17 protein-coding genes are annotated in these 25,944 nt (G+C 47.4%); 5 read left to right on the forward strand and 12 right to left on the reverse strand.

Annotation, left to right across the window (positions count from 1 at the left end; genetic code table 11):
• From ABUA47_RS02370 to ABUA47_RS02395, 6 genes are all read right to left on the reverse strand, one after another.
• Positions 1-806 (reverse strand): glycosyl hydrolase family 28-related protein (locus ABUA47_RS02370; protein WP_349831412.1); only part of this gene is annotated, 806 nt, incomplete at its 3' end.
• Positions 807-824: 18 nt separating this feature from the next.
• Positions 825-1,874, reverse strand: coding sequence for a DUF4466 family protein (locus tag ABUA47_RS02375; protein WP_009037427.1), 1,050 nt, complete (start codon positions 1,872-1,874; stop codon positions 825-827).
• A 37-nt stretch (positions 1,875-1,911) separates the two neighbouring features.
• Entirely contained in the window at positions 1,912-2,304 is a 393-nt protein-coding gene (locus ABUA47_RS02380; protein ID WP_005833867.1) for a hypothetical protein, read from the reverse strand.
• Between the two features lie 39 nt (positions 2,305-2,343).
• On the reverse strand, positions 2,344-4,098 hold the full coding sequence (locus ABUA47_RS02385) for a RagB/SusD family nutrient uptake outer membrane protein (protein WP_035447618.1): 1,755 nt from the start codon (positions 4,096-4,098) through the stop codon (positions 2,344-2,346).
• Between the two features lie 23 nt (positions 4,099-4,121).
• Positions 4,122-7,160 (reverse strand): SusC/RagA family TonB-linked outer membrane protein, encoded by a 3,039-nt coding sequence (locus ABUA47_RS02390; protein WP_035447620.1) that lies wholly within the window; start codon positions 7,158-7,160, stop codon positions 4,122-4,124.
• Positions 7,161-7,343: 183 nt separating this feature from the next.
• Positions 7,344-9,155, reverse strand: a complete 1,812-nt coding sequence (locus ABUA47_RS02395) for a glycoside hydrolase family 2 protein (RefSeq protein WP_035447623.1) — start codon at positions 9,153-9,155, stop codon at positions 7,344-7,346.
• Between the two features lie 285 nt (positions 9,156-9,440).
• Between ABUA47_RS02395 and ABUA47_RS02400 the strand changes: the two genes are divergently transcribed.
• Positions 9,441-12,326 carry a hypothetical protein gene (locus tag ABUA47_RS02400; protein ID WP_035447626.1) on the forward strand — a complete coding sequence of 962 codons (2,886 nt, stop codon included), beginning with the start codon at positions 9,441-9,443 and terminating at the stop codon, positions 12,324-12,326.
• Positions 12,327-12,741: 415 nt separating this feature from the next.
• Here ABUA47_RS02400 and ABUA47_RS02405 read toward each other — a convergent pair whose 3' ends face one another.
• The 4 genes from ABUA47_RS02405 to dapB all read right to left on the reverse strand — a co-directional run bounded on the left by ABUA47_RS02405 (position 12,742) and on the right by dapB (position 16,764).
• Positions 12,742-13,362: a WbqC family protein gene (locus ABUA47_RS02405; RefSeq protein ID WP_035447629.1), complete on the reverse strand. Its 621-nt coding sequence runs from the start codon at positions 13,360-13,362 to the stop codon at positions 12,742-12,744.
• 89 nt (positions 13,363-13,451) lie between these two features.
• A complete protein-coding gene (locus tag ABUA47_RS02410) occupies positions 13,452-14,384 on the reverse strand; it encodes a S26 family signal peptidase (protein ID WP_035447632.1) in 933 nt (310 codons plus the stop codon).
• Between the two features lie 115 nt (positions 14,385-14,499).
• Positions 14,500-15,993 carry a signal peptidase I gene (gene lepB, locus ABUA47_RS02415; RefSeq protein ID WP_035447635.1) on the reverse strand — a complete coding sequence of 498 codons (1,494 nt, stop codon included), beginning with the start codon at positions 15,991-15,993 and terminating at the stop codon, positions 14,500-14,502.
• A 6-nt stretch (positions 15,994-15,999) separates the two neighbouring features.
• Positions 16,000-16,764, reverse strand: coding sequence for a 4-hydroxy-tetrahydrodipicolinate reductase (dapB, locus tag ABUA47_RS02420; protein ID WP_005833852.1), 765 nt, complete (start codon positions 16,762-16,764; stop codon positions 16,000-16,002).
• A gap of 96 nt (positions 16,765-16,860) precedes the next feature.
• On the opposite strand from dapB, the gene ABUA47_RS02425 reads away from it, so the two are divergent.
• From ABUA47_RS02425 to ABUA47_RS02440, 4 genes are all read left to right on the forward strand, one after another.
• The gene (locus ABUA47_RS02425; protein WP_005826054.1) at positions 16,861-18,135 is read left to right on the forward strand and encodes a DUF2851 family protein; all 1,275 of its coding nucleotides are present in this window, start codon (positions 16,861-16,863) and stop codon (positions 18,133-18,135) included.
• Positions 18,136-18,212: 77 nt separating this feature from the next.
• Entirely contained in the window at positions 18,213-18,725 is a 513-nt protein-coding gene (locus tag ABUA47_RS02430; protein WP_005826053.1) for a hypothetical protein, read from the forward strand.
• Positions 18,726-18,839: 114 nt separating this feature from the next.
• Entirely contained in the window at positions 18,840-19,529 is a 690-nt protein-coding gene (locus tag ABUA47_RS02435) for a DUF6250 domain-containing protein (protein ID WP_005826049.1), read from the forward strand.
• A gap of 6 nt (positions 19,530-19,535) precedes the next feature.
• Positions 19,536-22,622: a chondroitinase family polysaccharide lyase gene (locus ABUA47_RS02440; RefSeq protein WP_349831414.1), complete on the forward strand. Its 3,087-nt coding sequence runs from the start codon at positions 19,536-19,538 to the stop codon at positions 22,620-22,622.
• 232 nt (positions 22,623-22,854) lie between these two features.
• Here ABUA47_RS02440 and ABUA47_RS02445 read toward each other — a convergent pair whose 3' ends face one another.
• Together ABUA47_RS02445 and ABUA47_RS02450 are read right to left on the reverse strand one after the other, a co-directional pair.
• Positions 22,855-23,823: a tRNA-dihydrouridine synthase family protein gene (locus ABUA47_RS02445; RefSeq protein WP_035447641.1), complete on the reverse strand. Its 969-nt coding sequence runs from the start codon at positions 23,821-23,823 to the stop codon at positions 22,855-22,857.
• A 53-nt stretch (positions 23,824-23,876) separates the two neighbouring features.
• Positions 23,877-25,928, reverse strand: a complete 2,052-nt coding sequence (locus tag ABUA47_RS02450) for a polysaccharide lyase family 8 super-sandwich domain-containing protein (RefSeq protein ID WP_035447643.1) — start codon at positions 25,926-25,928, stop codon at positions 23,877-23,879.
• Positions 25,929-25,944 lie beyond the last annotated feature (16 nt).

Genomic DNA, 25,944 nt, shown 5'->3' on the forward strand with positions numbered 1-25,944 from the left:
GGAGCATTCTCTTTAATTTCTATGGCTACGGGTACATTTTTTGCCCGCATACGAACGATGGTCAATCCTCCTTCATTAGTGAGGATGGCACTCCTACGCTGTCCTTCAAAATAGGAGTTAAGTAACATAATAGGCCATCCGGGAGCTGACTTGTCTGTGTCAATTCCATACTCTCCTCCGTAAATGGCTATATTCTCCAAATGGTTTCCGGCATCGACAATACCCGCACGGCCTTTTCCCACATGAATGGTTACGTTGGAAATAGAGCAGTGCTGTGCAAAATGTGCGCGAATGGCAGAGGCATTGGGATTTCCGTCTTCAATACGAATATCTACGTTCATCATTGAACTGTAGAAAGTCCCTGCATTGGCATCGCCTATACGGCCTCCCGGACGGTAGCCGCCGCCGATAAACCAAAAAAGGTATTTCCCTTTTGCAGTTTCCCGGGTAACTTCTTGAAAACCGGGTGCTTGCTTGGCAAGGACAAAAACCGGGCGTTTGCCGCCATAACCAATGATACGAACACCTGAGGGGATGTAAATCGTCTTGCTGAGTTTATACACTCCTTCGGGGATAAAGAGGATACCGCAACCATTTTCTTTCTGTTTGGTTCGGTTCAATGCTTCTTGCAAAGCATCGGAAACATCCATACGCCCGTCAGTTTTCACATTAAAATTCTCGGGAGTGAAATATATAGCTGCCTCATCCACCGGTCGGTCGGTAAAGACCGACCGGGGATTTTGAGCAGATATTCCTACTGAGAGGATAATCATGAGAAGAAGAGTCAATGTTTTTATTCGGTTCATGTTGTGTAAGGGGTTAGATTACAAAGGATAACGTTTGATACTTACTGTCATCTTACCGCTACCGTCAACGCTGTTCACGTAGATGTATGCAGCCCATTTACCGTCGGCAGTCTTCATAAATGCACTATCGTCCTTTTTCAGGTTCAGTACATAGTTCATGGCTCCGCCTAAATCCAGCGTCTCGAAGTCTATATCGTCCACGTAAACAGCCGGATTGCTTCCTTTCAACTGGGCATCATGCACATTGGCACGTTGTTCCATGGGGGTGCTGTTGGTGGCACCCGAGGGGACAATACCACTGATGGCGATGAATTTCGGGTCCGTTGCAGGAGATACGAAAGAGTGTGCATAGTCAAAATCATTCAGTTTGGCCTGGTAGTTATAGATGAAATCAATCTTGCCGGACAAGTTCAGAGCGTTTACTTCCTCTTTGGTATAAGCCTTCATGTCTTCGATAGAGAAGTAGCAGGCACCTTCGTTCTCCAATTCGATAAGACGTTTCATGTCCATCTTGGAGATTTTGTAATTAGGGGTTTTGTAAGACACTCGGTCGCCTGTACTGGAAACGGCAGTAAAGGTAATGCTGAATGTTTTGCCTTTTGCATCTTCGGGCACTACGAAGTTATAGCGTAGTGTGGCGGCAATGAGGTCTGTCTGGGTGGTTCCGATGGCAATGGTCGGGTTGATGTAATGCGCATCGACTTTCTCCATCAGGTTGGCTGTAGAAATGCTACCGTCGGTAGATGCGTCTTTAACGGTTTGGATAGGCACATCTTCACCGGCACCATAATGTACACCGTTAACATCCATTCCGGTCTGTGCTGTGAACCAGGAGTGCAGCTCAAATCCCGTACCGGTTGCTCCGGTAATGGAGGCAACTGCTTCAGCCTTATTTATTCTTCCATTAGTGGTTCCCATGGCATAGGCAAACTCTATTTTTTCTCCGGCTATGGCAGGAGAAACCGTCTTCTTTATCATGTCATTTTTAATGGCAGATTCATCGTCATCGCTACATGCGAAGCAAGAGAGAGCGATGAAGGGCAGCATTGCATATTTCAATAGTTTCATAACAATATTCTGTTTCTTAGAAGTTTATACTGATCGATTATTCTCCTTGCAAAGTGATAGTGACCGTATAGGTCTTCTTCACTTGACGATTACCGGAAATTACAGTGTACTGGCGGGGTTGGCTGAAATCAGTCCACACTCCCATAGTCGGAGTTACGATACAATCTTTGGCAGTACCACATTCTGGCTTCAGTTTCTTGATGTTGGTACCAAATTTAGCTATCCCCGTAATGGTGTTGTTTTCGTCATCGATGGTAACACCGCTTATCAATACGTCCCTATCATCCGGTCCTCTCAATATGAGGGAAGAGATGTAACATTCTTCACTGTCAGTAACCAGCAAACCATTATCATCTACCGGATAATCATTGCATGATTGGGACAAAAGACATACTATGACAAGAGTCAATATTTTATATAGGTTTTTCATACGATTCTTTTTGTATTTAATGAACTTTATGGTAATTGCTTATCTCCACGGAGTATTCTGAGTCAGATTCGGGTTGCGGTTTCTTTCGTTTTCTGGAATCTGGTAGATATAATTCTTTTGGAAATTGAGTTCGGGTGCATTCTTGAATTCATCACGTATGCGTGTGCCATTTGTATCATACAAGGTTAAACCGTCACTGTTTGCCTCTCCCCATATGTCATGGATTTTTCTCCAGCGGCGAATATCGAATGGACGCATACCTTCAGTGGCCAGTTCCACAATACGTTCTTGCTCAATGGCATTGAAGAATGCTTCGGAATTGGCATACTTGTCGGGTGTTAAAGCCGGCAGGTTGCCACGGCTGCGAATCTTATTCAGCAAGGCTACACATTCGCTGGTAGGACCGGACGTTTCGTTGACAGCTTCGGCATACATCAGATACACATCGGCCAAACGCATCAGATAGAAATCCTGCGGACCATCTGTACGCTCCCAACCGGCTTCCTGGCGTATCCATTTACGGAAGATATAACCGGTTTGATTGCTGGCATCATTATTGATGAAACCGTTGGCCTCATTTCTTTCACCGAACATCCAGGTATATTCGTCACCCATTGTCAGGCCGTCCGTTGTAATTTTCTTGTAAGACTCACCATCCCACATGATGGTCGATTTCATACGCCAGTCACGATTCTCATAGCTGGCACGGTTACGCGCTCCATTAGGGAGTGTAGCATCTTTAGACAAGATAAGCTCATCACAGAAATCACCGGTGACAGTTGATTGGTAACGGTTTGCCAAGCGGACAGTAGGCATAATCCAGCATTGTGCATTACCGGTGGTACGGGTACCGAAGTCGCGCAACAAACTTTCACCCTGGCCGAGAGAAGGACCGCCATAAGTAATGGAGAAGATGATTTCCGAACAATTTTCATTATAATATTGGAACAGCTCTCTATAGTTGGGTTTGTCTTCAGTGCCGGGATTACCATCACCAAAGATTGTCAGGCCATAATTGTTGATTACTTTGCTGAAGTCTGAAGCAGCGGCGGCATAATAGGTTTGGGCTACACTGCTGCTCGGCTCGAAGCCTTCCAGTTCGGGCCATCCGTTTTTGTTCCAACAAGCATAGTACAATTCTATTTTTGCTTTAAAGCCCAGTGCGGCAACTTGCGTGGCACGTCCGTACTTATCACCATAGCTTACGGGGAGCTTTTCAGATGCATTCTGTAAGTCGGTGATTAGTTCAGGAATGATGGTAGCAATAGGGGTGCGTACCAATGAGCATGCTTCATCATTGCCGCTGAGTACGTGGCGATAGTAAGGAACATCACCCCAGTTTTGAACCAAACGGAAATAGGCCAATGCACGCAGGAAGTAATTCTCGGCATTGATAGCCTCCAAAGATGCTTTGGTTACGGCATTCTGTTCTGCTTGAATCATTTGCTCTACATACTGAATGGTGTAGTTGGCACGGTTGATAACCCGGTATGCATTGTTCCACATACTGGAAAATCCGCTGCCCGGCGTTCCGGGTCCCCATGAAGAAATATCACCGATACTCTTACCGCGAGTATTTTGGAATTCGCCATGCCCGTCGTAGTAGTAATCAGTTGCAAACAAAGTCCGCACTGCGTTGTAAACACCGTAGGTAGAGGACAAGGCATCATCTGTACTTGTCCAAAAGAGGTCCGAAGATACTTCTGTTGTAGCAGGACGGTTCAGCAGGTCATCTATACAAGAAGATGTTAAACCGACCAGTCCGGCTAATGCTATATACTTAATATATTTCATATTCTTTCTTATTTGTTGAGTTATCAGAATTCTATATTCAAACCGATTGAGTAGGTTTTAACCAATGGGTATAGGTCGTTTCCATGAGGCTTTTCAGGGTCGATACCTTTCCAGGGAGTTAAAGTGAAGAGGTTCTCACCGGATAAGTAGATACGTGCACGGTTGAAACCGATTCTCTGCATATAACGTTCGGGAACGGTATAACCAACCTGTAAGTTCTTCAAACGGAAATAGTTGGTATTATAAGCCCAGTATGTACTTTCTTCACGGTTCTTGTTACCGCCGCTACCATTCAGCAGACGGGGTAGGGAGGCACCACGATTGTCTAACGACCAAGAATCACTCCAATGGAATTGTTGGAATGCATAACGGTTATCCGGTATCTTGGTATTGTTCAAATCATCCAACCATACATCAGAACGTCCGTAGTTACCCTGGAACAAAGCCTGGATATCAAAACCCTGGTAGGCTCCGGTCAAAGTAATACCGAATTGTCCCATCGGGGTATCGCGGTATTTGTCGGTGTATGCTTTCTTATCAAGGTCACTGATTTTACCGTCACCATTCAAGTCTTTGAGGATAATGTCACCCGGTGCGTTGTAGGCATCTCCTTGATAGGGTGCATTGTAGAGTTGATTCCAGCTTTGCACCAAACCCGGATAAGCTTCATATATATAGAGGAAGTGGTAAGGCATGTCGAGCATAATCCACCCACGGTTCAGATAGTCACCCCATTTCTCCAGCTTATTTACGTTATAAGAAGCGTTTACATTGACGCTGTATTCGAATTTGCGAATACTGGACTGCCAGTTCAGATTCACTTCAATACCGCGGTTACGCAGGTCGGCCACATTGATATTCGGTGCCGAATAACCGGTTAATAACGAAGATATGCTGGAACCACGAATCATACCGGTGGTGAAACGGTCGTACCAGTCGAGTTCCGCAGTCAGTCGGTTGTTGAAGAATCCTAAGTCCAAACCTATATTGATGACACGGGTTTCTTCCCAAGAAAGGTCTTGGTTAATCATCTTATTGGCACTGAATCCGGTTGCAAGACCGTTGTTTCCAACAATATAATTGGTAGTTCCCATTGTTTCTTTTTGTTCGTAACGTCCTACTCCGGAGTTATTACCCAGAGAACCGTAAGAAGCACGGAACTTGGCATTACTGATTGCTTTCTTCAACGGGGCGAAGAAGGCTTCTTCCGAAACACGCCAACCTACAGCAGCTGATGGGAAGAAACCCCATTGATGTCCTTTGGCAAAGCGGGAAGAACCGTCGGAACGGAAGTTGAATTCAAACAAGTATTTATCAAATAATGTATAGTTGACGCGGCCTATGAAAGAACGCAAACCTTCGGATTCGGATTTACCGTCGTTGGTCTGTACTTCCTTGGAAGCTGCATCCAGTTCTTCAAGGCTGTTGTGCAAACGGTTCTTACGTCCTGCACCCATGTTGCGTTGGAACCAGTATTCTTCGGCTGCATTGAACATGGCGGAAATATGATGCCCTTTGAAGATTTCCTTTTCATAAGTGATACGTCCTTGGAACAAAGTCTTATGACCTTCGTTATTGGAATTGCTGATGATATCACCTGTATCCGGCATGGTGCGGGCTATACTGTTGGTCTGGAAGTTCATCTGGTTCACCACATTCTGGATGCTTTTGCTGAACTGGTTATAATAGCGCAAAGCGTAACTGACGTTCAACTTCAAATCCTTAAGCGGTTCCCATTCCAAGTAAGCGTTTCCATTAAATTCTTTGCGGGAAGTATTTGTGCGATAAGCTTCGTATTCGGCAACAGCATTACCGGCAGAAGCAGATTCTCCATAAGCCATGGCACCGCCGTATTCACCTGTTTCAGGATGCTTGTTCAAAATACCGGAGATGACATATTTTAAACCTGCAGTTTCCAAACCTGCGCCGCGAGGTGTCTGGCGCTCTGACCAGCTACCATCTGTTCTGATACCTATTTTTACGTTATCACGAACCTTATAATCCACGTTCAAACGCATGTTATAACGGCTGTAGTCATTGTGGATTTGCAGACCTTCCTGGTCCATGATGCCGAGTGAAGTATAGAAATTTATCTTATCGTTGCCGCCGGAGGCTGAAACCGTATGGTTCATGATGGCACCGGTACGGAACATTTCGTCATATTGGTCGGTGTTCGGAAAAAGAATAGGATCTACCAAGCCCATGGCCATCCATTGCTCTACCGTACCCTGCTGGAAACTGGTCGATTTGTTACCTGTGGCAGCAGAGCGCATCTGCATGGTCAGTGCACGGCTATAGTCGGCTAAATAGTCGTAAAACTCTACGGGGCTTGATAAGGCATAAGAACCATTATAAGTCACTTTGGATTTGGCTTCTTTAGAACCGCCTTTGGTGGTAATCAAGATAACACCGTTGGCTGCACGCGAACCGTAAACGGCTGACGAAGCTGCATCTTTTAAGACTGAGATGCTTTCAATATCGTTCATATTAATACGATTGATATCTACATCCGGCATCCCGTCCACTACAATCAATGGGTCAGAATTGTTGATGGAACCCAAACCGCGTACTTTCAGCGAAGCACCGTCTCCACCTGCAAAACCGGTTGTTTGGCTCACTACCAATCCCGGCACCAAACCCGAGAGACTGGAAGATACGTTTGTGATGGAACGGCTGGCAATCTTTTCATCGACTTTTACTGCTGCAACAGAACCGGTCAGGTTTACTTTCTTCTGAGTTCCATAACCCACTACAACGACCTCATCCAGTGTTTGAGAGTCTTCCGAGAGGGTTACTACTACATTGGTTCTACCTTTCAAGGGTACTTCTTGAGTAATGTATCCGATGAAAGATACTACAAGAGTTGCATTAGATGAGGCTTCAATGTTAAAATGTCCGTCGATGTCTGTGATTGTGCCGCCGGTGCTGTCTTTTACTTTTATATTAGCACCGATAACCGCCTCTCCTGTGTTATCTTTTACTGTACCGGTAATTCTGGCATTTTGTGCCGTGACACTTCCGATACCAATAAAGAGTAATAGGAATACCAAAAAATGTTTCATATTAGACTTAATTTTGAATGAATAAATTAAAGGTTAATTTTCATGTGAAGATGATAACCTTCATCTTCTTTCTCTCTACAGAAAACAGTTGAGCTGCTTCCTATAAAGAAAGTGTATTCTCATAGGTGTTACTTCATAGGCGTCCTTTCTTTTTTAAAGTTATTAATGAGGTCTTGTTGTGAGCTATTTATATGCTTCGGTTAATTCTTTATACCATTTTTGCAAAACAAAGAATGCTTTCTTTTTCTGTCCTTTGTCAGAAACCAGTCCTTTACGGTTGAAGTCGTCTTGAATCTCGGGTACATGGCGGCGCGGTGAGCGGAAATCTTTCAATATCCACGGAGTAGTGCCGGCAAGTCCCGGAATACGTTTCAACATGTTCACGTGGCGGATATACAAATCTTCCTGATACTCCTCCGTGAAGCGTTCTTTGGGTGAGCCGTGGTGCCCGTACAAAGCACCGCCTCCGAGTTCACTGATGAATACCGGTTTCTGAGTATCGAATGTCCAGTTCACGCGGTCACATTTCTCAGAGTCGCCATCGTACCAGCCCACATACTCGTTGAAGCTGATGATATCCAATAGCTCTCCCAACGGGTCGTTTACCGTCAGAACACCCGGCTGTACTTCTTCCTTCTCCATAGCTGCGCCAATTAGGCGGACGCTATCGAGGCTTCTTGCTTTGTTTGCCAGATTAGAGAGGAACGTGAGACGCGTCTTGCTGTGCGGAGTTTCGTTGGCAATAGACCAGATGATGATGTTACAACGGTTCTTGTCGCGGGCAATCATGTCGCACAATTGTTGCTCCGCATTTTGGTAAGTATCCTTGTTCTCCCAGTGAATCGTCCAATACACGGGAATTTCGGACCATACAAGGAAGCCCATACGTTCGGCCTCGCGCACCATCTCTTCATTATGGGGATAATGGGCCAGGCGAACAAAGTTGCATCCCAGTTCCTTTGCCCAACTCAGCAATGTGTGGGCATGGTCTTTTGAGTAAGCACGACCACTGTAATAGGGAGTTTCTTCGTGGATGCTGATACCCCTGCAGAAGATTTCCTTGTCATTCAGCAATATCTTGATGCCCTCCGTGCGAATCGTGCGGAAACCTATCTCATCAGAAACCTTATCCGTTTCGGAAGCCAGGTTCACGGCATATAATTTCGGATTCTCCGGAGTCCAGAGTATAGGTTTGCTTTTTATTAGGAATGAAGCATACCCGTTGGCATCGGTCGTGACTTCTTTCTTTACTTTCAGTTCGGGAATATCCAGTGTTATCTTCTGTTCCTTGTCAGAACCTTCCAGTTGCACCCAGCCCTCAATCATGTTCTTGTCATCCTTTGCCAACTGTACGTAATAGTCGCGTATATAGGTTGCAGGCATTTCTATCAGAGTGACGGGACGGGTTATTCCACCGAAGTTCCACCAATCTGCATTGACCGTGGGCACAGCTTCGGGCAGGCGTTTGTTGTCCACCTTGACCACGAGGCTGTTCGTGCCTTCTTTCAGGAGGTTGGTAATTTCAAAGTTGAAAGGAGTAAACCCGCCGATGTGCCTTCCCAGACGTTTGCCGTTCAGCCACACGATAGCCTCGTAATTAACAGCTCCGAAGTTTAGGAAAAGGCGCTTGCCCGGCTGCAAGGAGTATTCAAAATGTTTGCGGTACCATACGGTTCCTTCATAATAATACAATTGCGGACGCTGTGTGTTCCAGTCTCCGGGAACAAACAGCAGTTTATCCGTTTCAAAGTCGTATTCCTGCAACTTGGTCTTGTCGGAATAAGTCTTGTCCTGGGCATAACCTCCGTCATAGGGTTTCAGACGGTAATCGTAGTAGCCGTTTTCAAAAGGATCTACAATTGTTTTCCACTGCCCGTCGAGGGATGTCGTCTGGCGTGCGCTGACATTCATTATCTGAGGTGCTTGCTGGGCGAAAGCCAATACCGGCATCAGCATCAAAAGAAAAGTCAGACTGTTCTTCAAGAGTGTTTTCATACTACTATATTTTGATTTAAAATTAAGAAGAACGATTTCCATGCATTCTTCTGTAGAGTAATGACAAATATACAGGTATGAGGCATTCGTATTCCGAAATCGGCTACATCATAATTACATCAAATGCCGGTTTTGACTACATCATTACTTTCTCACGAATGTTGTAAGGTGTTGGTTATAAGTACGTTTTCTTTCAAGTATGCTTCTTCTGAATAAATCTGTTAAAGATGATGTGGTGGAATACTACTTTAGAGTAAAGGAGTTATCTTTGCTTCATAAACGCAAATGTTGACCGCTATGAAAAGCAAGTCCTATTTTATACTTACCCTTTTGTTATTGCTGTCGGTGCAGTTGAATGCAGGATGGCAACGCCCGGTAACGAACTATACCCGCCATACTTATAAGGCAGGTAATCAAAACTGGATGTTACAGCAACACGATAACGGTTGGATGTATGTGGCCAATAGTAACGGTTTACTCGAATTTGACGGTGCAAGCTGGAATCTTTACCCTATACGTAATGCAAAGGCGCGGGCCATGAGAATAGGGAATGACGGACGGATTTATATCGGTGGAATCGGGTGGTTCGGTTATTTCACTCCAAACAGGCTGGGCGGATTGGACTATACATGCCTTTCGGATAATTTGCCCCCGAATTCAATAGTTGGCGTGATATGGAACATATTGCAGGATAAAGAGAGAATCTATTTCCAATCAGACCGTAGTTTGTTCTACTGGGAAAATAATAAGTTGGAATACTTGGAGTATCCGGGTGAGATTTATACGTCGGCCATTTTATATAATAAGTTCTATATCGGTGCGGCCGAGGGAGTTCTGGTGATGGATGGAAAGAAGTTCAGTTTGGTGCCGGGTTCGGAGATGCTGGGCAGGGTATCGGGACTATTACCCTATAGTGGCAAGATTCTGATAGCCACCCGTTACAACGGCCTTTTTATCTATGATGGCGAGACGGTGCAGAAGTTCAATAGTGTTGCAGATAGCTTTATGCAGCACAATCGTGTGTTTTGTGCTGCTCTTAACCAGTCTTTGCTGGCACTTGGCTCTGTGCAGGATGGGGTTTGTTTGCTTGATTTGGAAAAGGATGAAATGAATGTGATTTCCATTAATAGTGGATTGCAGAACAAAACAGTGCTCAGTATGTCTTTCGATGCGCTGAACAACCTTTGGTTGGGGCTGGATAATGGCATTGACTGTGTACATTTGAGTTCGCCCGTTTCTTCTCTATATGGTAATAAACCGGTCATTGGGTCCGGATATTCTTCTATCGTTTATCAGGGTAAGTTGTATCTGGCTTCCAATCAAGGCCTTTATACAACACTACCATCCACTGAACTGAACAAAGAGATACCGATGACTTTTGTTCCCGGAACCGGTGGACAGATGTGGTCTTTCCTAAACTATGACGGTAAGCTGTTCTGTGCTTCGGACAACGGTGTCTTTGTGATAGACGGCGATAAGATGGAGCATTTGGATGGTATAAAAGGTGTCAGGAGCCTTGTCCCTTTGAACGGTCGCCCGGATGTGCTGATTGCGGGTACTTATGGTAAATATAGTGGGTTGCATTTACTGAAAAAAGTGGCCGGGCGTTGGCAGCCTGCTTTCCGGCTTAAGAATTTCACTTATGCTGCAAAAAGCCTAATGGCTGAAAGTTCGGGTAATGCGTTATGGGTGACAAATAAGGACAGAGGTGTCTGCCGCTTGATTCTGTCGGATGATTTGCAGGAAGTGGTAAGTTTGAAAAAGTATAACCATAGCGCTTTCCCTTCCGGTTATGATATATTTCTGACGCAGGTAAACAGTGAAACAGTTGCAGTGTCACATTACGGGTTGTGGCGCTACAATCAAGCCACGGATAGTCTGGAAGAATATCATGAGTTGGAAAATATGTTGGACGGGAAAGCCGCTTACAGTTATCTCACCATGGATATGGCCCATAATATATGGTACGTTTCAGGTGAAGCTCTCAAGTTGTTGCGCTACGATGCTGTGAAGAATACCTATTCAAAATTGCCTCATGACACATTCTTGAAGGGCTCTTTGATAGAGAACTATGAGCATGTAAATGTATATGACGGGCAAGCTGTGGTGGGAACGGAAGAAGGTTTTTCCCTGGTACGCTTTTCATCGACGGCTGTGGGTAAGGAAAAGCTATCTCTACAGATACGCCGTGTATATCTCACAGGACGACGCGACTCATTGATTTACGGGCGTAGCTATCATTACACAGATTCTCTTGTCACTATTCCCTATAAACACAACTCCCTCCGCATAGAGTATAATGTGAACAGTAACGATGCATCCCAATCGGCTCTTTTTTCCTATCGCTTGAGCGAGGGGAGCGAAAGGGGAGAATGGAACGAGTACAGTGAGAATACTATTAAAGAATTTACGGGTCTGCATGAAGGTAAGTATGTGTTTAGCGTAAAATTGATGACCGATAAAGACCAGGAGTTGGTAATGACTTCGTTCTCATTTGAAATCTTGCCCCCTTGGTATCGCACCTGGTGGAGCTACTTGATATATGCAGTCGCTGTGGGTTTACTACTATATTATATAGCCTATCGCATAGCTGTCAGCCGGAAGCATCTGTTGATGCAAAAAGAGCTGGAGCTCTACAGGCAGAAACAAGAATTCAAGAAAGAGAGTGAATTGAAAGACCAGAAGATTGACTCACTGAAAGAGGAGAACTTGCAGGCAGAGTTAAGCCATAAATCAGAAGAACTAATCCGTACTACCTTGAATATTGTGCGCAAGAATGAGATGCTGATGGGTATCAAGAAAGAAGTATTAGGCATTTCCCATTCCATCAGTGAAGAAAACTTGGTTTCCCTCCGGCGTAAAACACTTCGGTTACTGGGACAGATTGAAACGAATATTGAGCACGATGACGACTTGCAGGCTTTCCAAAGCACCTTTGACTCTGTGTACCACGACTTCTTCAGAAAACTCGAAGAGGCATATCCCGAATTGAACAACAAGGATAAACTGCTCTGTGCATATATCAAGATGAACCTGCTCTCCAAAGAGATAGCTCCCTTGCTGAACATCTCTCTGCGCGGAGTGGAAATCAGCCGTTATCGCCTTCGGAAAAAGCTGGGCCTGGAAGAAGGGGAGAACCTGGCGGAGTTCTTGCAGAGGTTCAATAAGTGATGCGAAGCAGGGGTTGAATACTCCCCGAATCCCCTAAAGGGGAGGTGGATACTTCGTACCTCTGTGTTCAATCCCGCTACGAAATGAGCACAATGATATTTTGATTTGTTGTAATTTATCAAGGTTTTGACTGTGCTTTTTGTAACTTCTTGATTATCAATATTATTCTGGTGTGCTGCATTCACTATACGACTGAATTAGGTTCAGTATGCTACTGTTTCTTGAATCTGTGTTGTTTGTAAATAATGCAGATTGCTATTCGGCTCTTTTCCCGGTTCATAACGGGGCAGAAATGAAGTAAATGATATACCGCAAGGCGCTTGTTGCCTTGTCAACTTGTCCCCTCGTGATACTAACATTTATCTCAAACCCGTTTAGAAATGAACTAATTCAACCCCTAATTCCCATAAGTAACCTACAACATCAACAAACTCTCCGGCCCCATATTGAACAGCAAATCTACAATGCTCAGGTTAGGCAGAAAGCCGTGCTTCTCCTGAAAGACCTGGTAATAGGGTTTGGGAGAGAACTCCGGGTCTTCCAGTCGGAAGTCTTTCTTCGGATGGATGCGTTCGCGGAAATCCGCTTCATTCGGAGTGAATTCAGTCCGGTATTCGGTGGTGCGTGCCATATCGGGCTGTATGTCTATCAGAGAACAGATAAGATGGCAAAGTTTTTCGTTGAAATCGACTAAAAACTCATACTTCTTTTCATAGAAAGGGCGGAAGTCGTCTTTATAATATTCAAAGAAAGGAGTGTGGTTGTAGGCAGATTCAAGCGCATTCCAGTGCAGATGCTGCCAGTTACCGTGGTCGGAGATACGGATATCGCGCATCGGGCATTTTAGGCTATCCGGCTTTACGGTAGGGATGGAAAGTGCCAACTCGCCGTCCGGTGCGGCAATGGTGCAGCGGTTGCGGTAAGTCTGCTTCATATAGTGGTCATGCTGTTCGATGAATACTTTATCGTATGCCAGCAATTTGGTATAATATTCTATGGGAGCCAAATAGGCGGAAGAAAGAAAAACTGTTTTCATCAGTATATTTACGATTAGATGATTTGCGATTTACGATTGAAGCTACTGTTCATTGTTTGTATTTTCATTTTTATTCTTTCATTTGTTTGTCATTCCACTCTTTTCCATATCCTGCCCCATCGGTAACCGCTGAAAGGTCCTGTTCCCTTTTCTTTGGAGAACCAGATGATAGATGCCTTGCCTATGATGTGGTCTTCGGGGACGAAACCGAAAAGGCGGGAGTCCGAAAGATTGATGGCATTGTTGGCACCTACCCAGTAGTAGTCTTTGGTAAAATAGCAGTGTTGCACGGGCTTGCCTTCCACATAAAGGGTGTCGTTCTTGATTTCGGCCTGTTTCTTTTCGTGAAGTACCAGGGTATTTCGCAACAAAGTCTTGTTCCACGGATATACGCGTATGGCTTTGCCTTTGCTGGGGATTATCAGAGGTTTCAGCATCTCCATGGAGTCTTCCTTGACAATCGGTTCTATCCAGCAATTCCCGTTCATGGCTTGTTCCAACAAGTAGTGTTCATAACGGCTGAAACTGCGTATATTCTTTATTGAGTCCTGCCCCAATAGTTTGTTGGGAGCGATGGAAAGGATGGAAAGCAATGAATCCAACTGTCGTTCCCGTTGCCTGGGGTAAGAATAAAGGAACTTCTGGTCGGGTGCATTCTTTTCGGAAGGAATCACTGAAAAAAGCGAATCTATCAGCAAGGTATCTCCGGGAGTACCGATGCAATGGCTGATAAAGACTTCCCGTCGGTCAATCACGGGTTCTGAAAGATTGGCAGGATTGTTGAATACAAGAATATCCTCTTTCTGCACCGGACTGTCCGCCCAGCGATGATATCCCCATAACTTCATAAAAGGAAGCCGTAGACCGTAGCTCCACTTGTTTACAAGAATACATTCACCCCGGTACAGTGAGTTCTCCATACCGGAAGAAGGGATAAGATAGGAAGTTGTCACACAACCCCGGAGCAGTACTACGACGAGCACTACTCCAACCATTGCAATTGCCATCTTCCATCCTTTCATCCTGTCGTTCGAAATTAAAGAATTAAAGAGTGAAAGAAGGAAAGGCTTGAGGTCGTTTCCCCACCTCCCTCTTTAATTCTTTAACTCTTAATTCTTAATTCTTTAACTCTTTAATTCATTTAATGCCGTCCATCCACTTGAATATCCGGTTCCAGCGTATCTTACCGTCAAACCAGCCTCGGTCTTTGTCCAGTGACAACCATACTACGATAGGCTTTCCTACGACATGGTCTTCCGGCACAAAGCCCCAGTAACGGGAGTCGGCGGACTTGTCGCGGTTGTCGCCCATCATCCAGTAGTAGTCCATATTGAAGGTATAGGAGTCGGTCTTTTCACCATTGATGTAGATGCCGTCTTCCTTGACTTCCAGTTTGTTGCCTTCATAGGCAACGATGCAGCGTTCGTAGATGGGCAGGTTATCCTCGGTCAGCTTGATGGTGGCACCTTTGGCGGGAATCCAGATTGGACCGTAGTTGTTGCGGTCCCATTTGGTGTAAAGGTTCAGCGGATACATCTGTCCCGAGAACTCTCCCGGTTCGATGATAATCTTGCTGATGAGTTTCTTGTTGCCCGAAAGGGTCTCGTACATCTTTTTGGTAAGCGGAAGATGATAGACCGGTGCCAGTCTTCCTTGGGCATCCCGGCGGTCCAGTCCCATTTCAATCAGATTCTCTTCCCAGCCCAGACCGTCGGTCATCAGTGTCTGGTCCTCTTTGCTGATGCCCAGTTCACGGAACATATCATCGGTGATATAAGGACCTGTAGTCTGTACAAAGTAGTTGAACTGCATTTCTGCAGGGTTCTCGATGGCCTTGCCGTCGATGTATACCTGTCCTTTCTTGATTTGCAACGTATCGCCGGGCAGGCCTACGCAACGTTTTACATAGTTTTCACGACGGTCAACGGGGCGTATGACAATGTCACCGTACATTCTAGGATTGGAACGGATAAGATTACGTCCGGCATTGTAGTACAGGTCGTAGACAGTACGTTGCTGCTTGCGTGTCAGGCTGTCCATATTCACCTTGTTGGGATACACGCGTTTTCCTTCTTCGTAAGCAAGGGTATAGAAGTCTGTCTGCTGGAAGTTGGTGGCTACCGTGTCGCCTGCCGGGAAGTTGAACACCACAATATCGTTCAGTTTCACTTTGCCGAAGCCCGGCACACGTTTGTATTCCCATTGAGGCCATTCGATGTACGACTTGGTGTTGAATACCGGTAGTGTATGTTGTGCCAGCGGCATGGAAAGCGGCGTATTCGGTACGCGCGGGCCATAGCTCATCTTGCTGACATAAAGGAAATCGCCTACCAACAAGGATTTCTCCAGTGAGGAAGACGGTATCTGGTAATTCTGGAACACATAGATATTTACGAAGTAGACGGCTACCAGCGCAAATACGATGGCATCCACCCAACTCATGATGCTGCGTACGGCAGGATTCTCCGATTTCTTCCAGAACCCCCAGGGTATCTTCTTACTGATGTAGATGTCAAAAATGAAGGGTAGTACAATCAGTCCCAGCCAGCTTTTTACCCAAACCAGAAAGGCAAGGTAGAGCAGGGTGACTATACTGAATTTAATCCATTGGGTGCGTGTTGTTTTTCTCATGATGTTTTAGTCTTTTAAAAATGGAAACAAGTCACTCATTCCCAAAGCACCTTCGTGCTTGGCGGTATATTCGGCAGCAAGGACAGCTCCCAAGGCAAATCCCCTGCGATTCTTGGCATCGTGGGTGATAGTGATGCTGTCGGCTTCGGAGTCGTAGCGGATGCTGTGGATGCCCGGTACTTCTCCTTCGCGGATAGAACTTATGGGTAGCTCATTGGCTGCACATTCCGTAGAGCCCGAAACGGTTCCGTCGGGAGCCTGGAAAGTTCCTTCTATCCATTTGTCCTTACGGTCGAGATTCTCCAGAATACCTTCGGCAAGCGTGATGGCCGTTCCGCTCGGAGCGTCCATCTTGTGGATGTGGTGCGTTTCGCTCATTGTCACATCATAGGCAGGGAATTGGTTCATTATCTTTGCGAGGTACTTGTTGACGGCAGAGAATATGCTTACTCCCAGACTGAAGTTGGACGACCAGAACAGTGTCTTGCCGCCTTCGGTACAAAGTCTCTTCACTTCGTCTCCATGTTCCGCCATCCAGCCCGTACTGCCGGATACCAGTTTGACCCCGGCGCGGAATGCCTTCATATAGTTATTGTATGCAACCATGGGGTTGGTGAACTCTATGGCAACGTCGGCGCTCTTGAAGGCTGCCGATTCAAAGTCTTCCTGATTGTCGACATCGATGATGCTTACAATTTCGTGTCCGCGGCCAAGGGCTATTTTCTCGATTTCCTTGCCCATTTTTCCGTAGCCGATTAATGCGATTTTCATTGTTTCTATCTGTTTTTATTTAGTTTATCAACAAACTATAGGTCGCAAAGATAATCTTTTTCTTACATTTGTGCTCAACATTAACGTCTTGTTAACATGGAACAACTACTGCATTATGTTTGGAAGCACAAAATATTTCCTTTGTCATTGCTCCAGACAACCTCCGGCCGGCCGGTAGAAGTGATAGATCCCGGTTTGCCGAACATGAATGCAGGCCCCGATTTTTTTAATGCCAAACTGAAAATAGACGGTACGCTCTGGGTGGGCAACGTCGAAGTGCATACGCAGGCATCAGACTGGCTGCTCCATAGGCACGACCGTGACAAGGCGTATGATACCGTCATCCTGCACGTGGTGGGCGAATCGAATTGTGATGTGTACCGCACGAACGGTGAGCTGGTTCCCCAGATGGTGCTCACTTGCCCCGACACTGTCCGCTTGCGCTATGAAGAGCTTCGGCAGACAGAGATTTATCCTCCCTGCTATTCCATCCTTGCCTCCCTTCCAAAGCTGACCGTCCATTCCTGGCTGTCCGCTTTGCAGGTAGAGCGTTTTGAGCAGAAAGCATGCGTCATATCCCAGCGGCTCGAACGCTGCAATCATCATTGGGAAGATGTTTTCTTCATTACTCTTGCTCGTAACTTCGGCTTCGGGCTGAATGGGGATGCTTTCGAGGCATGGGCAAACCGCCTTCCATTCCGCGCCGTAGACAAGCATCGGGACAGTCTGTTTCAAGTGGAGGCTTTCTTCCTGGGGCAGGCAGGCCTGCTGGAGGAGGTCTCGGCAGAGGCAGATGATTATTATTTGATACTTCAGAAAGAGTTCCGCTACCTGCAACACAAGTTCGAGCTGCCAGCTCCCATGTCTGTTGAGCAGTGGCGGTTTCTGCGTCTTCGTCCCGATAACTTTCCACATGTACGCCTCGCCCAGCTTGCCTGTCTGTATCACAAGGAGCAGTCGCTCTTCTCGCGTGTTATGGAGGCTGAAACGCTGGAGGCGGTGAAGAAGATACTAGCTGCCAAGACTTCCGCGTATTGGGAGGAGCACTTCAATTTCAGAAAGGTTTCACCCCGGAGGGAAAAGCGGGTAGGGGACGGTGCCTTGAATCTGATTGCCATCAATACGGTCATCCCGTTTCTTTATGCTTATGGCCTGCACAAGGCCGATGACGTTTTGTGTGACCGTGCCACCCGTTTCCTTGAATCCTTGAAGGCCGAAAACAATCACGTAACCCGACTTTGGGATGGTGCCGGTTTGCCGGTATCTACCGCTGCCGATTCGCAGGCTCTGCTTCAACTTCAAAAGGAATATTGTGACAAGAAAGACTGCTTGCGTTGCCGGTTTGGTTACGAGTATCTGAAACATAGATGATAATAATTATCGCCCCATAGCCTTAGCATTTTATTACTTTTATATTATCTTTGCGCATTGAAAAATAATCCGAGTATATGAAGGCTATCCGCTTTGTTTTTTGTCTGTTTGCGGCACTCATGCTGACGACTCTCAATGGTCTGGCTGCCGAAGAGGAGGATTTCAAGACATTTCTCCAGAAATTCACGTCCAGTGCTTCATTCCAGTATTCCCGAATCAAGTTTCCTTTGAAGTCTCCCATCGCCCTCTTGAAGGATGACGGTGAGACGGAACAGACTTTTCCCTTCACCCGCGAGAAGTGGGCATTGCTAGACGAAGAAACGCTGAAGGAAGGACGTACTACCGAAGAGGAGGGAGGTACCTATATTTCTCACTTCACTGTCAATGAGCCTGCCCATAAAGAGTTCGAAGCAGGCTATGATGAATCAGAACCTTCCCTTCGTGTGGTCTTTGAACTGACGGATGGCAAGTGGTATGTCACCGACTGCTATAACGACTGGTACAACTTCGATCTCCCTATCAATGAACTGGAAGAAACTATTCAGGCGGTACAAGAGGAAAACAAGGCTTTCGAAGAACTTCATCCTTGATGAAGTGGGGGCAGAAATCCGCCTCAATCATTATTTTATCCTTCTTCTGTACGATTTATGCCCCTCTTTTTCCAAAAAGAGGGGTTTCTTTGTACCGTACTAATACATTGAAATATGCGGTTACAACTTCTTTTGATGCAACTTCTCTTATGTGTCCTCCCCGGTATGGAGATGGGCGCTTCCTGCCGGCTTACCGCCTGGGTCGTGGAGGATTCTTCCGGAAAAGTGGAAATTACATGTATCGGCGATACGATGGATATTGTATCTCCGGACGGGCTGTCCCTTTGGTATAAGGAACGGTTGACGGGAAACTATGAGATTACCTACCGGGTACAAGTGGTGGTTGAGAATGGTAGCTACGACCGTCTCAGCGACTTGAATTGTTTTTGGGGGGCCGATGACCCCCGGCATCCGGATGACTTCTTTGCCCGCAGTGCATGGCGCAACGGCGAGTTCAAGAATTACAATACGCTGGACCTTTACTATGTGGGCTACGGCGGTAATGATAATGGAACTACGCGTTTCCGTGAATACCATGGAGAGTATTATGGAGTGGACGATGCAAAGATTAAACCCATCTTGAAAGAGTATACCGATGCCGCCCACCTTTTGAAGCCCAACCATTGGTATGAAGTTAAAATCCGTGTGGAGAATGGAGCCACCACTTATGCCATGGATGGTGAAGAGCTTTTCAGCTTACCGGTTGCCGATGGCAAAGGAGACGGCTATTTCGCCTTACGGTTGTGGCAGAACCACGTACGTTTTGCAGATTTCCAAGTAGCAAATATCGATAACCTTAAATAAACAGACATGATGCAATTCAGTAAATGGAAAATAGGAGCGGTAGCGCTCGTTTGCATGTTGCTGCCGGGCAGTGTACATGCACAAATCGTGAAGAATGAGCGCTTGCTTTCTTTTGAGGAGAAGCAGGTTCCGGCGTTTGTCACTACGGCAGCTGGTTCGCAGTTGGGCATTAGCGACGAACATTATAGGGATGGCGACCACAGTTTGAGCTGGACTTTCGAGCCGGGTGCCGCACTGTCTATCAAAAAAGACTTGAAGTTTGAGAAGAAAGACCCGACGGGGAAAGACACCTATCTTTCGGCTTTCATCGTATGGGTGTACAATGAGCAGGCCCAGGACAAGCAGATTCGGTTCGAGTTCCTGAAGGATGGCAAGGTATGCACCTCTTTTCCTTTTGGCATCAACTTCACCGGTTGGCGCGGAGCATGGGTATGTTATGAACGCGATATGCAAGGCACCCCGGAAGAAGGGATGGACGAAATCCGCATTGTAGCCCCCGACGTGAAAGGGAAACTCTTTTTCGACCATCTGATTACTGCCAGCAAGGTAGATGCCCGCCAGCAGACTGCCGACTTGCAGGTACCGTTTGTAAATAAGGGAACCACCAACCACTGGCTGGTTATCTACGAACACTCCTTGTGGAAACCGGACATCCCTCTAACAGACGTGACCGAGGCGCAGAAGCAGGATATACGGGTTATGGAGAAGCGTTTCCGCGGCATGCTCTACACACCTTCCGCGCTTTCGGACAAGGAGATGCAGTCCATCCGTGAGAAGTATGATTTTTATCGGATTACCTACAAGAACGGCAAGGTAGCAGGACGTCCTATCTATTTCGTACGTCACTCCGAGGCATACGAACGTATGGTACCCGATTGGGACAAAGATATGTTCTCCAGACTGGGGATAGAGATAAGCGACTATTTCAACCTGATGAAACGCGTCGCCATCGCCTACAACAATGCGGAGGATGCGGCGCTGAAACACGAGTTGAAGCAGAAATTCATCGCCATGTACGATAACGCCACCGACCAGGGTATTGCCTACGGCAGTTGCTGGGGGAATATCCACCATTACGGATATAGTATGCGCGGTCTGTTTGTGGCTTATTTCTTGATGAAGGACGTGTTGCGTGAGGCAGGTAAGCTGGAAGAGGCGGTACGTACGCTCAACTGGTATGCCATCACCAATGAGGTATATCCCGAACCTGCCGTCAACGGTATTGATATAGATACGTTCAACACCAAGTTGCAAGGCCGCATAGCCAGCATTCTGATTATGGAGGATACACCGGAGAAACTGCAATACCTGCGTTCCTTCTCCCGTTGGCTGGACAATGGCTGCCTTCCTGCGCCGGGATTGGCCGGTTCTTTCAAGCCGGACGGTGCTTGCTTCCATCATTGCAACAATTATCCTGCCTATGCAGTGGGCGGTCTGGACGGTGCCACTAATATGATTTACTTGCTGAGTGGTACCGAGTTCCGTCTGTCCGAGCAGGCACACGAGACGGTGAAGAAAGTGCTTCTCACCATGCGTGTCTATTGCAATCTGAAGCAATGGTCTCTCTCCATGTCCGGACGCCATCCCAACGGGGGAGGAAGCCTGATACCTATCCAATATGCCACGATGGCCATTGCCGGTACGCCGGATGGCAAGCAGAAGTATGACCCCGAAATGGCTGCTGCCTATCTGCGCCTGGTTGCCTATACAGAAGCTCCGGACAAGAATGCGCCCGACTATCTGCCGAAGGCTTCTACCTGCCACGAATTGGAGATGAAGAAGTTGCTCGAAGCCCAAGGCTTCCGTCCGGAACCCGACCCGCAAGGCAATCTGGCTTTGGGTTACGGTTGTGTATCCGTACAGCGTCGCAGCAACTGGGCTGCCGTAGTACGCGGACATTCCCGTTACCTCTGGGCTGCCGAGCACTATCTCCCCGCCAACTTCTATGGCCGTTATCTGGCACATGGCAGCATGCAGATTCTTACCGGAAAACCCGATGAAATGGTTACTTTTGCCACCAGTGGCTGGCAGGAGGCCGGTTTCGACTGGAATCGTATTCCGGGTGTCACGAGCATTCATTTGCCTTTCGACCAGCTGCGTGCCCGGGTATTGAATGTCGATACCTTCTCCGGCATGGAGGAGATGCTCTATTCCGACGAAGCTTTTGCCGGCGGTTTGTCCCAAGCACATCTGAACGGTAACTTCGGTATGGTGCTGCATGAACATGATAAGTATAACGGTTCTCACCGTGCCCGCAAGTCGTTCCATTTCTTCGACGGCACCATTGTATGCCTCGGTACGGACATCGAAAACCTAAATACCGAATATCCAACGGAAACCACCGTGTTCCAGCTTGCCGCCACCACTCCCGAAACCCGTCGGTACTGGGAGGCTTATCAGAGTGACGGACGGACCTATATCGACCCCAACGGCGTGGGCTATTACATTTCCAAAGCCTCCCGTCCTGATGCCCGCTACGAGAAGAACTTCCCGCAAGTGACCGTGGGCGAGCGTAGCACCAAGCCCACTTCCGGCGACTGGGTGTCCTTGACATTACAGCATGGCAAAGCCCCGAAAGGCGCTTCCTACGAATATGCCGTGCTGCCCCGCACGGATGCCGCCGCTTTGAAGGCATTCGCCAAGAAACCCACTTACAAGATTCTCCGGCAAGACCGCAACGCCCACATTGTGCGTTCTCCGGCAGACGGTCTTACTTCTTACGTCTTGTTTGAGACTCCGCAGGCTCTGCCCGACGGCGGATTGTTGCAGAAAGCCGATACATCGTGCCTTGTCATGATACGCGAATATAAGGACAAGCTTCTGCTGACTGTTTCCCAACCCGACCTGGCCTTGTACCGTGGTCCGAGTGACGAGGCTTTCGATAAGGACGGAAAACGTATTGAGCGCAGTATCTATTCACGCCCGTGGACTGACAATGAGAGTCAGGAGATTCCCGTAACCGTTACTTTGAAGGGACAGTGGAAGGTTGCCGAGACATCCTATTGCAAGGTGTTGTCGGCAGACAAGAAGCAGACAGTGCTGCGCTTTACTTGCCGGGATGCTGCAAGTTTCGACGTGGAGCTGAAGAGATAAAGGTAAAACGTAGCTTTGCTTTTTAATCTTTTATATTTACAGAAGTATCCTGTAAAAGAGTGCTTTGCTGAGGCTTTCCGTTTCACTCGCTGAACGAACGTCATTCAGTCAGGGACTGAATGACGTTCAGTCCCTGACTCATTGTACCCCCCTTCAGAAGGTGTTCTGGATGGGGGTGGAAGGAATGTCGGAAGATAGGAGTATGGATGGTAAAAAATACGGAAATAAAGGCTTAATACATTCCGAGCAGATTGCTTACCGCCGCCTCATAATTTGCCAGCTTCGTGGTCTTGTGTATGGTCTTTCGCGCCTTGCGGTCTCCGTCCGGCAGCAGGTATTCCCAGAAGCTTTTCATTTTCGTCAGCAGTTGCGTGTCTCCTCCTTGCAGTAGCTCCCGGTAGCTGTTGAACACTTCGGTGTGCAGTTGTCCCACCTTTTTCGCCATTTCATCGGAAGAAACCGGGGTTCCTTGCTTGTATTCCAGCGCCAGGGCAGGATTGGCGAGCAGCCCACGGCCGATGACGATACCTGCCAATCGGGGGAACCGTGTGGCGATGGAACGGATATCTTCCGCGGTATGCAGGTCGCCGTTGTAGAACAGAGGATGGGTGCACTCCTTGTAGAAAGCCTCGAATCCCTCCAGGTCTACCTCCCCTTTGTATTGCTGCTTGCCCAGACGTGGGTGCAGGATGATGTGTGCGAGGGGAAGCTCGTTGAACAGCGGCAGCAGGGCAAGACACTCCTCCGCCTGCTCCCAACCCAGACGCAGCTTCACGGAGAAACGGATGTCGGGATGCCGGTCGATGGCTTCGGAGAGCAGCGCCTTCACTTCTTCGGGATAGGGCAACATGCCGGAGCCATTGTGGCGGCGCGCCAGCATAGGGAAGGGGCAACCCAGATTGATGTCCGCTTCCCGGTATCCTTTTTCGATGAAAAGGGACATTATGTGCTCCAGCTTGTCCGTATCCGGAGCAATGAGCTGGGGGATAAGATGCAGGCCCGGATTGTTCTCCGGACCGATGTCACGGGCATCTTTCCGCCGGATTTCTCCGTGCTCCATGCGTACGAAAGGAGAGTAATAGGTCTCTATGCCGCCGAATATGCGTGCATGCGCCCGCCGGTAGACGGCATCGGTATAGCCTTGCAGCGGGGCGAAGTGGATGGGTAGTATGTTCTCGTTCATGGCTGCAAAGATACACATTTTTACTTCCGGTCTAAAGTAAGCATAGCTTTTTCAATTCAAAGGAAACTCCTCTAATTCCTATAAAGGGGAGCCGTGCAGCTCTTTCCGGCTTCTTCTTTTTGCGGCATCTCGAACGATATTTGTTTGGTTTGCCCGCTTTGGGTTAGGGTTATCGTTATCTTTCCGGGGTTTTTCGATTCGCAACGTGGGTTTGCAGCATGAATTTTCTCTTCTTTTTCCTTCCACAAGAGGGCGCAAGGGGTATCTGTTGCAAGGATGTCACCATTTTCAAGTCTCAGTTCTCCTGGCTGGTAGAAGATGATTTCCGTTATTCCCAGCTTCTCGTGGCGTGCGGCTTGTATCTTTTCCGTATTGGCAAGTATCTTTATCGGCAGGTCTGCGGCATATTTTGCGACGGTTGATACGGTCGAGATTCCCGGACGTATCAGGTAGGCATATTCTCCTCGTTGCGGGCGGATACCGTGATTGGTATTCAGACTGAACAATGCTGTGTCGCAAGCTATCCGGTATTCGGCTTGGGGCAATAGATTGACGTAGGCGGTCTGTCCATGAAGCACCCAGTCTGTGGCAGTCTGCACGGAACCATTCTTCAGAGTATGTGTTTTTCCGTTCACCATGTACTGCACCTTTCCGTCGCGGTTACATTGGTTGAGGGTAGTAAATACTTCGGCTTTTCCTTCGGTGTTGCGGATGCCTGCCCCAAGACATACATATTCGTCGTCGAAGTAGAACCAGGCTTTGTGGCCTTGCAATCCGTGGCGGTCCAGCATCATGCCGCAGGCTCCGTAAAGGCTGTCGCTGACACCTCCGGCAAAGCTGTTTCCATTATTGCCGCCTTCACCCCAATCGGGGATGGGCAGGGGGGCATTGTCTTGTTCGGCGGTGATACCGGGATATTGGCGGTTATTGAATATCTTGAAGAAATTTCCGTTGTATTCTCGTCCGGTGACGAAAAGATAGTTTACTCCATTGGAGGCATAATAGTTGAATTCACCGTCACCATTGCCAGCTTCGTTGCCTACGGTACGGGTAGAGGTCATGCGAGAGCTGGTCATGTAATTGTTGCGGCGATGCACCATGTAGTCGAAGCGCCAGAACATGCGGTTTCCCGTCAGGCTGTTGTCTCCGCTGATGTGTTGCAGTGCCTGCTTCATGCTGTTGCGGGCATCGGAACTGCTTAGTTTGTAGATTCTCTCAGCCAATGTTTTTATGGCAGAAGAGTATTGGTTGCTACTGATGAACCGCCCTGCATTGTTGGGGTCGTGCTGTTTGCTGTAGAATATCCATTGTACGCCGTCGGTGAAGAGCCGTTGCAGTAATTCCAGTCCGGGGCTTTGGAAACGGGTATCCTTGCAGAGTTCCAAATAAGCTAAGGTTGAGTTTACGAACTCTTTGCCGTAACTGGTGAAGTAGAGTTGTCGCCCGTGGCCGCAATGTTGTCCGAAGAGATAGTCGGGCTGGATGCCTTCGGAAGACTGTATGGTGAGCAGTTGCGTCATCCGTTCTTTGAAGTCTTCCATTTGCGCCTCGTTTTTGGTCAGGATGCTGGCTGCAAACGAACCCATGATGATGTCGGCTCCGTTGGCTCCCGTCATGTGCGAGGGAGCTGCATGCTCGTAACTCCAGCGTAAGTATTTGATGGCCTTGTCAAAAAGTTCCGGGTTCTCATTGATTTCGCGGCTCATCAACACTACGCTGACAGAGAGCTCTTTGGGGTAGGGAATGTAGCGATACCACCAGTTCTTTGCTTGGTGGTTGGTGTCTACCCAGAAGCAGAGTGCTTTGAGATAAGATTCTTTCAGTGCTTTGTTATGATAGAGTGCGTTTTGTGGATGTTGGTAGGCACAAGCCAGGGTGATGAGGTTCTGCACATGCTTACGGGGTGAACCGTCGGTGGCATGGTAATTGAGGGTGACGAATGCACCTTCAGGAGAAAGAGATTTAATCAGTCCGTTGACGGTCTCTTTCGATGGGTTCCGGTCAAGGTACTTCTCATACATACGATTGTAGATGGTCTCAAAGTCGGAAGCATGAGCATGAATATTTGCTAATATGATGCACAAGGCAATTACTGCAATGGTTTTGATATTATGGGTTTTCATGTTGGTACTTGTTATG

This window comes from Bacteroides sp. RTP31139st1_H2_RTP31139_211217, from assembly GCF_040227615.1.
GTDB lineage: Bacteria > Bacteroidota > Bacteroidia > Bacteroidales > Bacteroidaceae > Bacteroides > Bacteroides uniformis.

What these genes read in the sequence shown, in the direction of transcription:
- ABUA47_RS02380 (WP_005833867.1), bottom strand. Translation starts at nt 2,304, where the DNA reads ATGAAAAACCTATATAAAATATTGACTCTTGTCATAGTATGTCTTTTG.
- dapB (WP_005833852.1), bottom strand. Translation starts at nt 16,764, where the DNA reads ATGAAAATCGCATTAATCGGCTACGGAAAAATGGGCAAGGAAATCGAG.
- ABUA47_RS02405 (WP_035447629.1), bottom strand. Translation starts at nt 13,362, where the DNA reads ATGAAAACAGTTTTTCTTTCTTCCGCCTATTTGGCTCCCATAGAATAT.
- ABUA47_RS02435 (WP_005826049.1), top strand. Translation starts at nt 18,840, where the DNA reads ATGCGGTTACAACTTCTTTTGATGCAACTTCTCTTATGTGTCCTCCCC.
- ABUA47_RS02430 (WP_005826053.1), top strand. Translation starts at nt 18,213, where the DNA reads ATGAAGGCTATCCGCTTTGTTTTTTGTCTGTTTGCGGCACTCATGCTG.
- ABUA47_RS02390 (WP_035447620.1), bottom strand. Translation starts at nt 7,160, where the DNA reads ATGAAACATTTTTTGGTATTCCTATTACTCTTTATTGGTATCGGAAGT.
- ABUA47_RS02375 (WP_009037427.1), bottom strand. Translation starts at nt 1,874, where the DNA reads ATGAAACTATTGAAATATGCAATGCTGCCCTTCATCGCTCTCTCTTGC.
- ABUA47_RS02450 (WP_035447643.1), bottom strand. Translation starts at nt 25,928, where the DNA reads ATGAAAACCCATAATATCAAAACCATTGCAGTAATTGCCTTGTGCATC.
- ABUA47_RS02400 (WP_035447626.1), top strand. Translation starts at nt 9,441, where the DNA reads ATGTTGACCGCTATGAAAAGCAAGTCCTATTTTATACTTACCCTTTTG.
- lepB (WP_035447635.1), bottom strand. Translation starts at nt 15,993, where the DNA reads ATGAGAAAAACAACACGCACCCAATGGATTAAATTCAGTATAGTCACC.
- ABUA47_RS02425 (WP_005826054.1), top strand. Translation starts at nt 16,861, where the DNA reads ATGGAACAACTACTGCATTATGTTTGGAAGCACAAAATATTTCCTTTG.
- ABUA47_RS02445 (WP_035447641.1), bottom strand. Translation starts at nt 23,823, where the DNA reads ATGTGTATCTTTGCAGCCATGAACGAGAACATACTACCCATCCACTTC.
- ABUA47_RS02395 (WP_035447623.1), bottom strand. Translation starts at nt 9,155, where the DNA reads ATGAAAACACTCTTGAAGAACAGTCTGACTTTTCTTTTGATGCTGATG.
- ABUA47_RS02385 (WP_035447618.1), bottom strand. Translation starts at nt 4,098, where the DNA reads ATGAAATATATTAAGTATATAGCATTAGCCGGACTGGTCGGTTTAACA.
- ABUA47_RS02440 (WP_349831414.1), top strand. Translation starts at nt 19,536, where the DNA reads ATGATGCAATTCAGTAAATGGAAAATAGGAGCGGTAGCGCTCGTTTGC.
- ABUA47_RS02410 (WP_035447632.1), bottom strand. Translation starts at nt 14,384, where the DNA reads ATGAAAGGATGGAAGATGGCAATTGCAATGGTTGGAGTAGTGCTCGTC.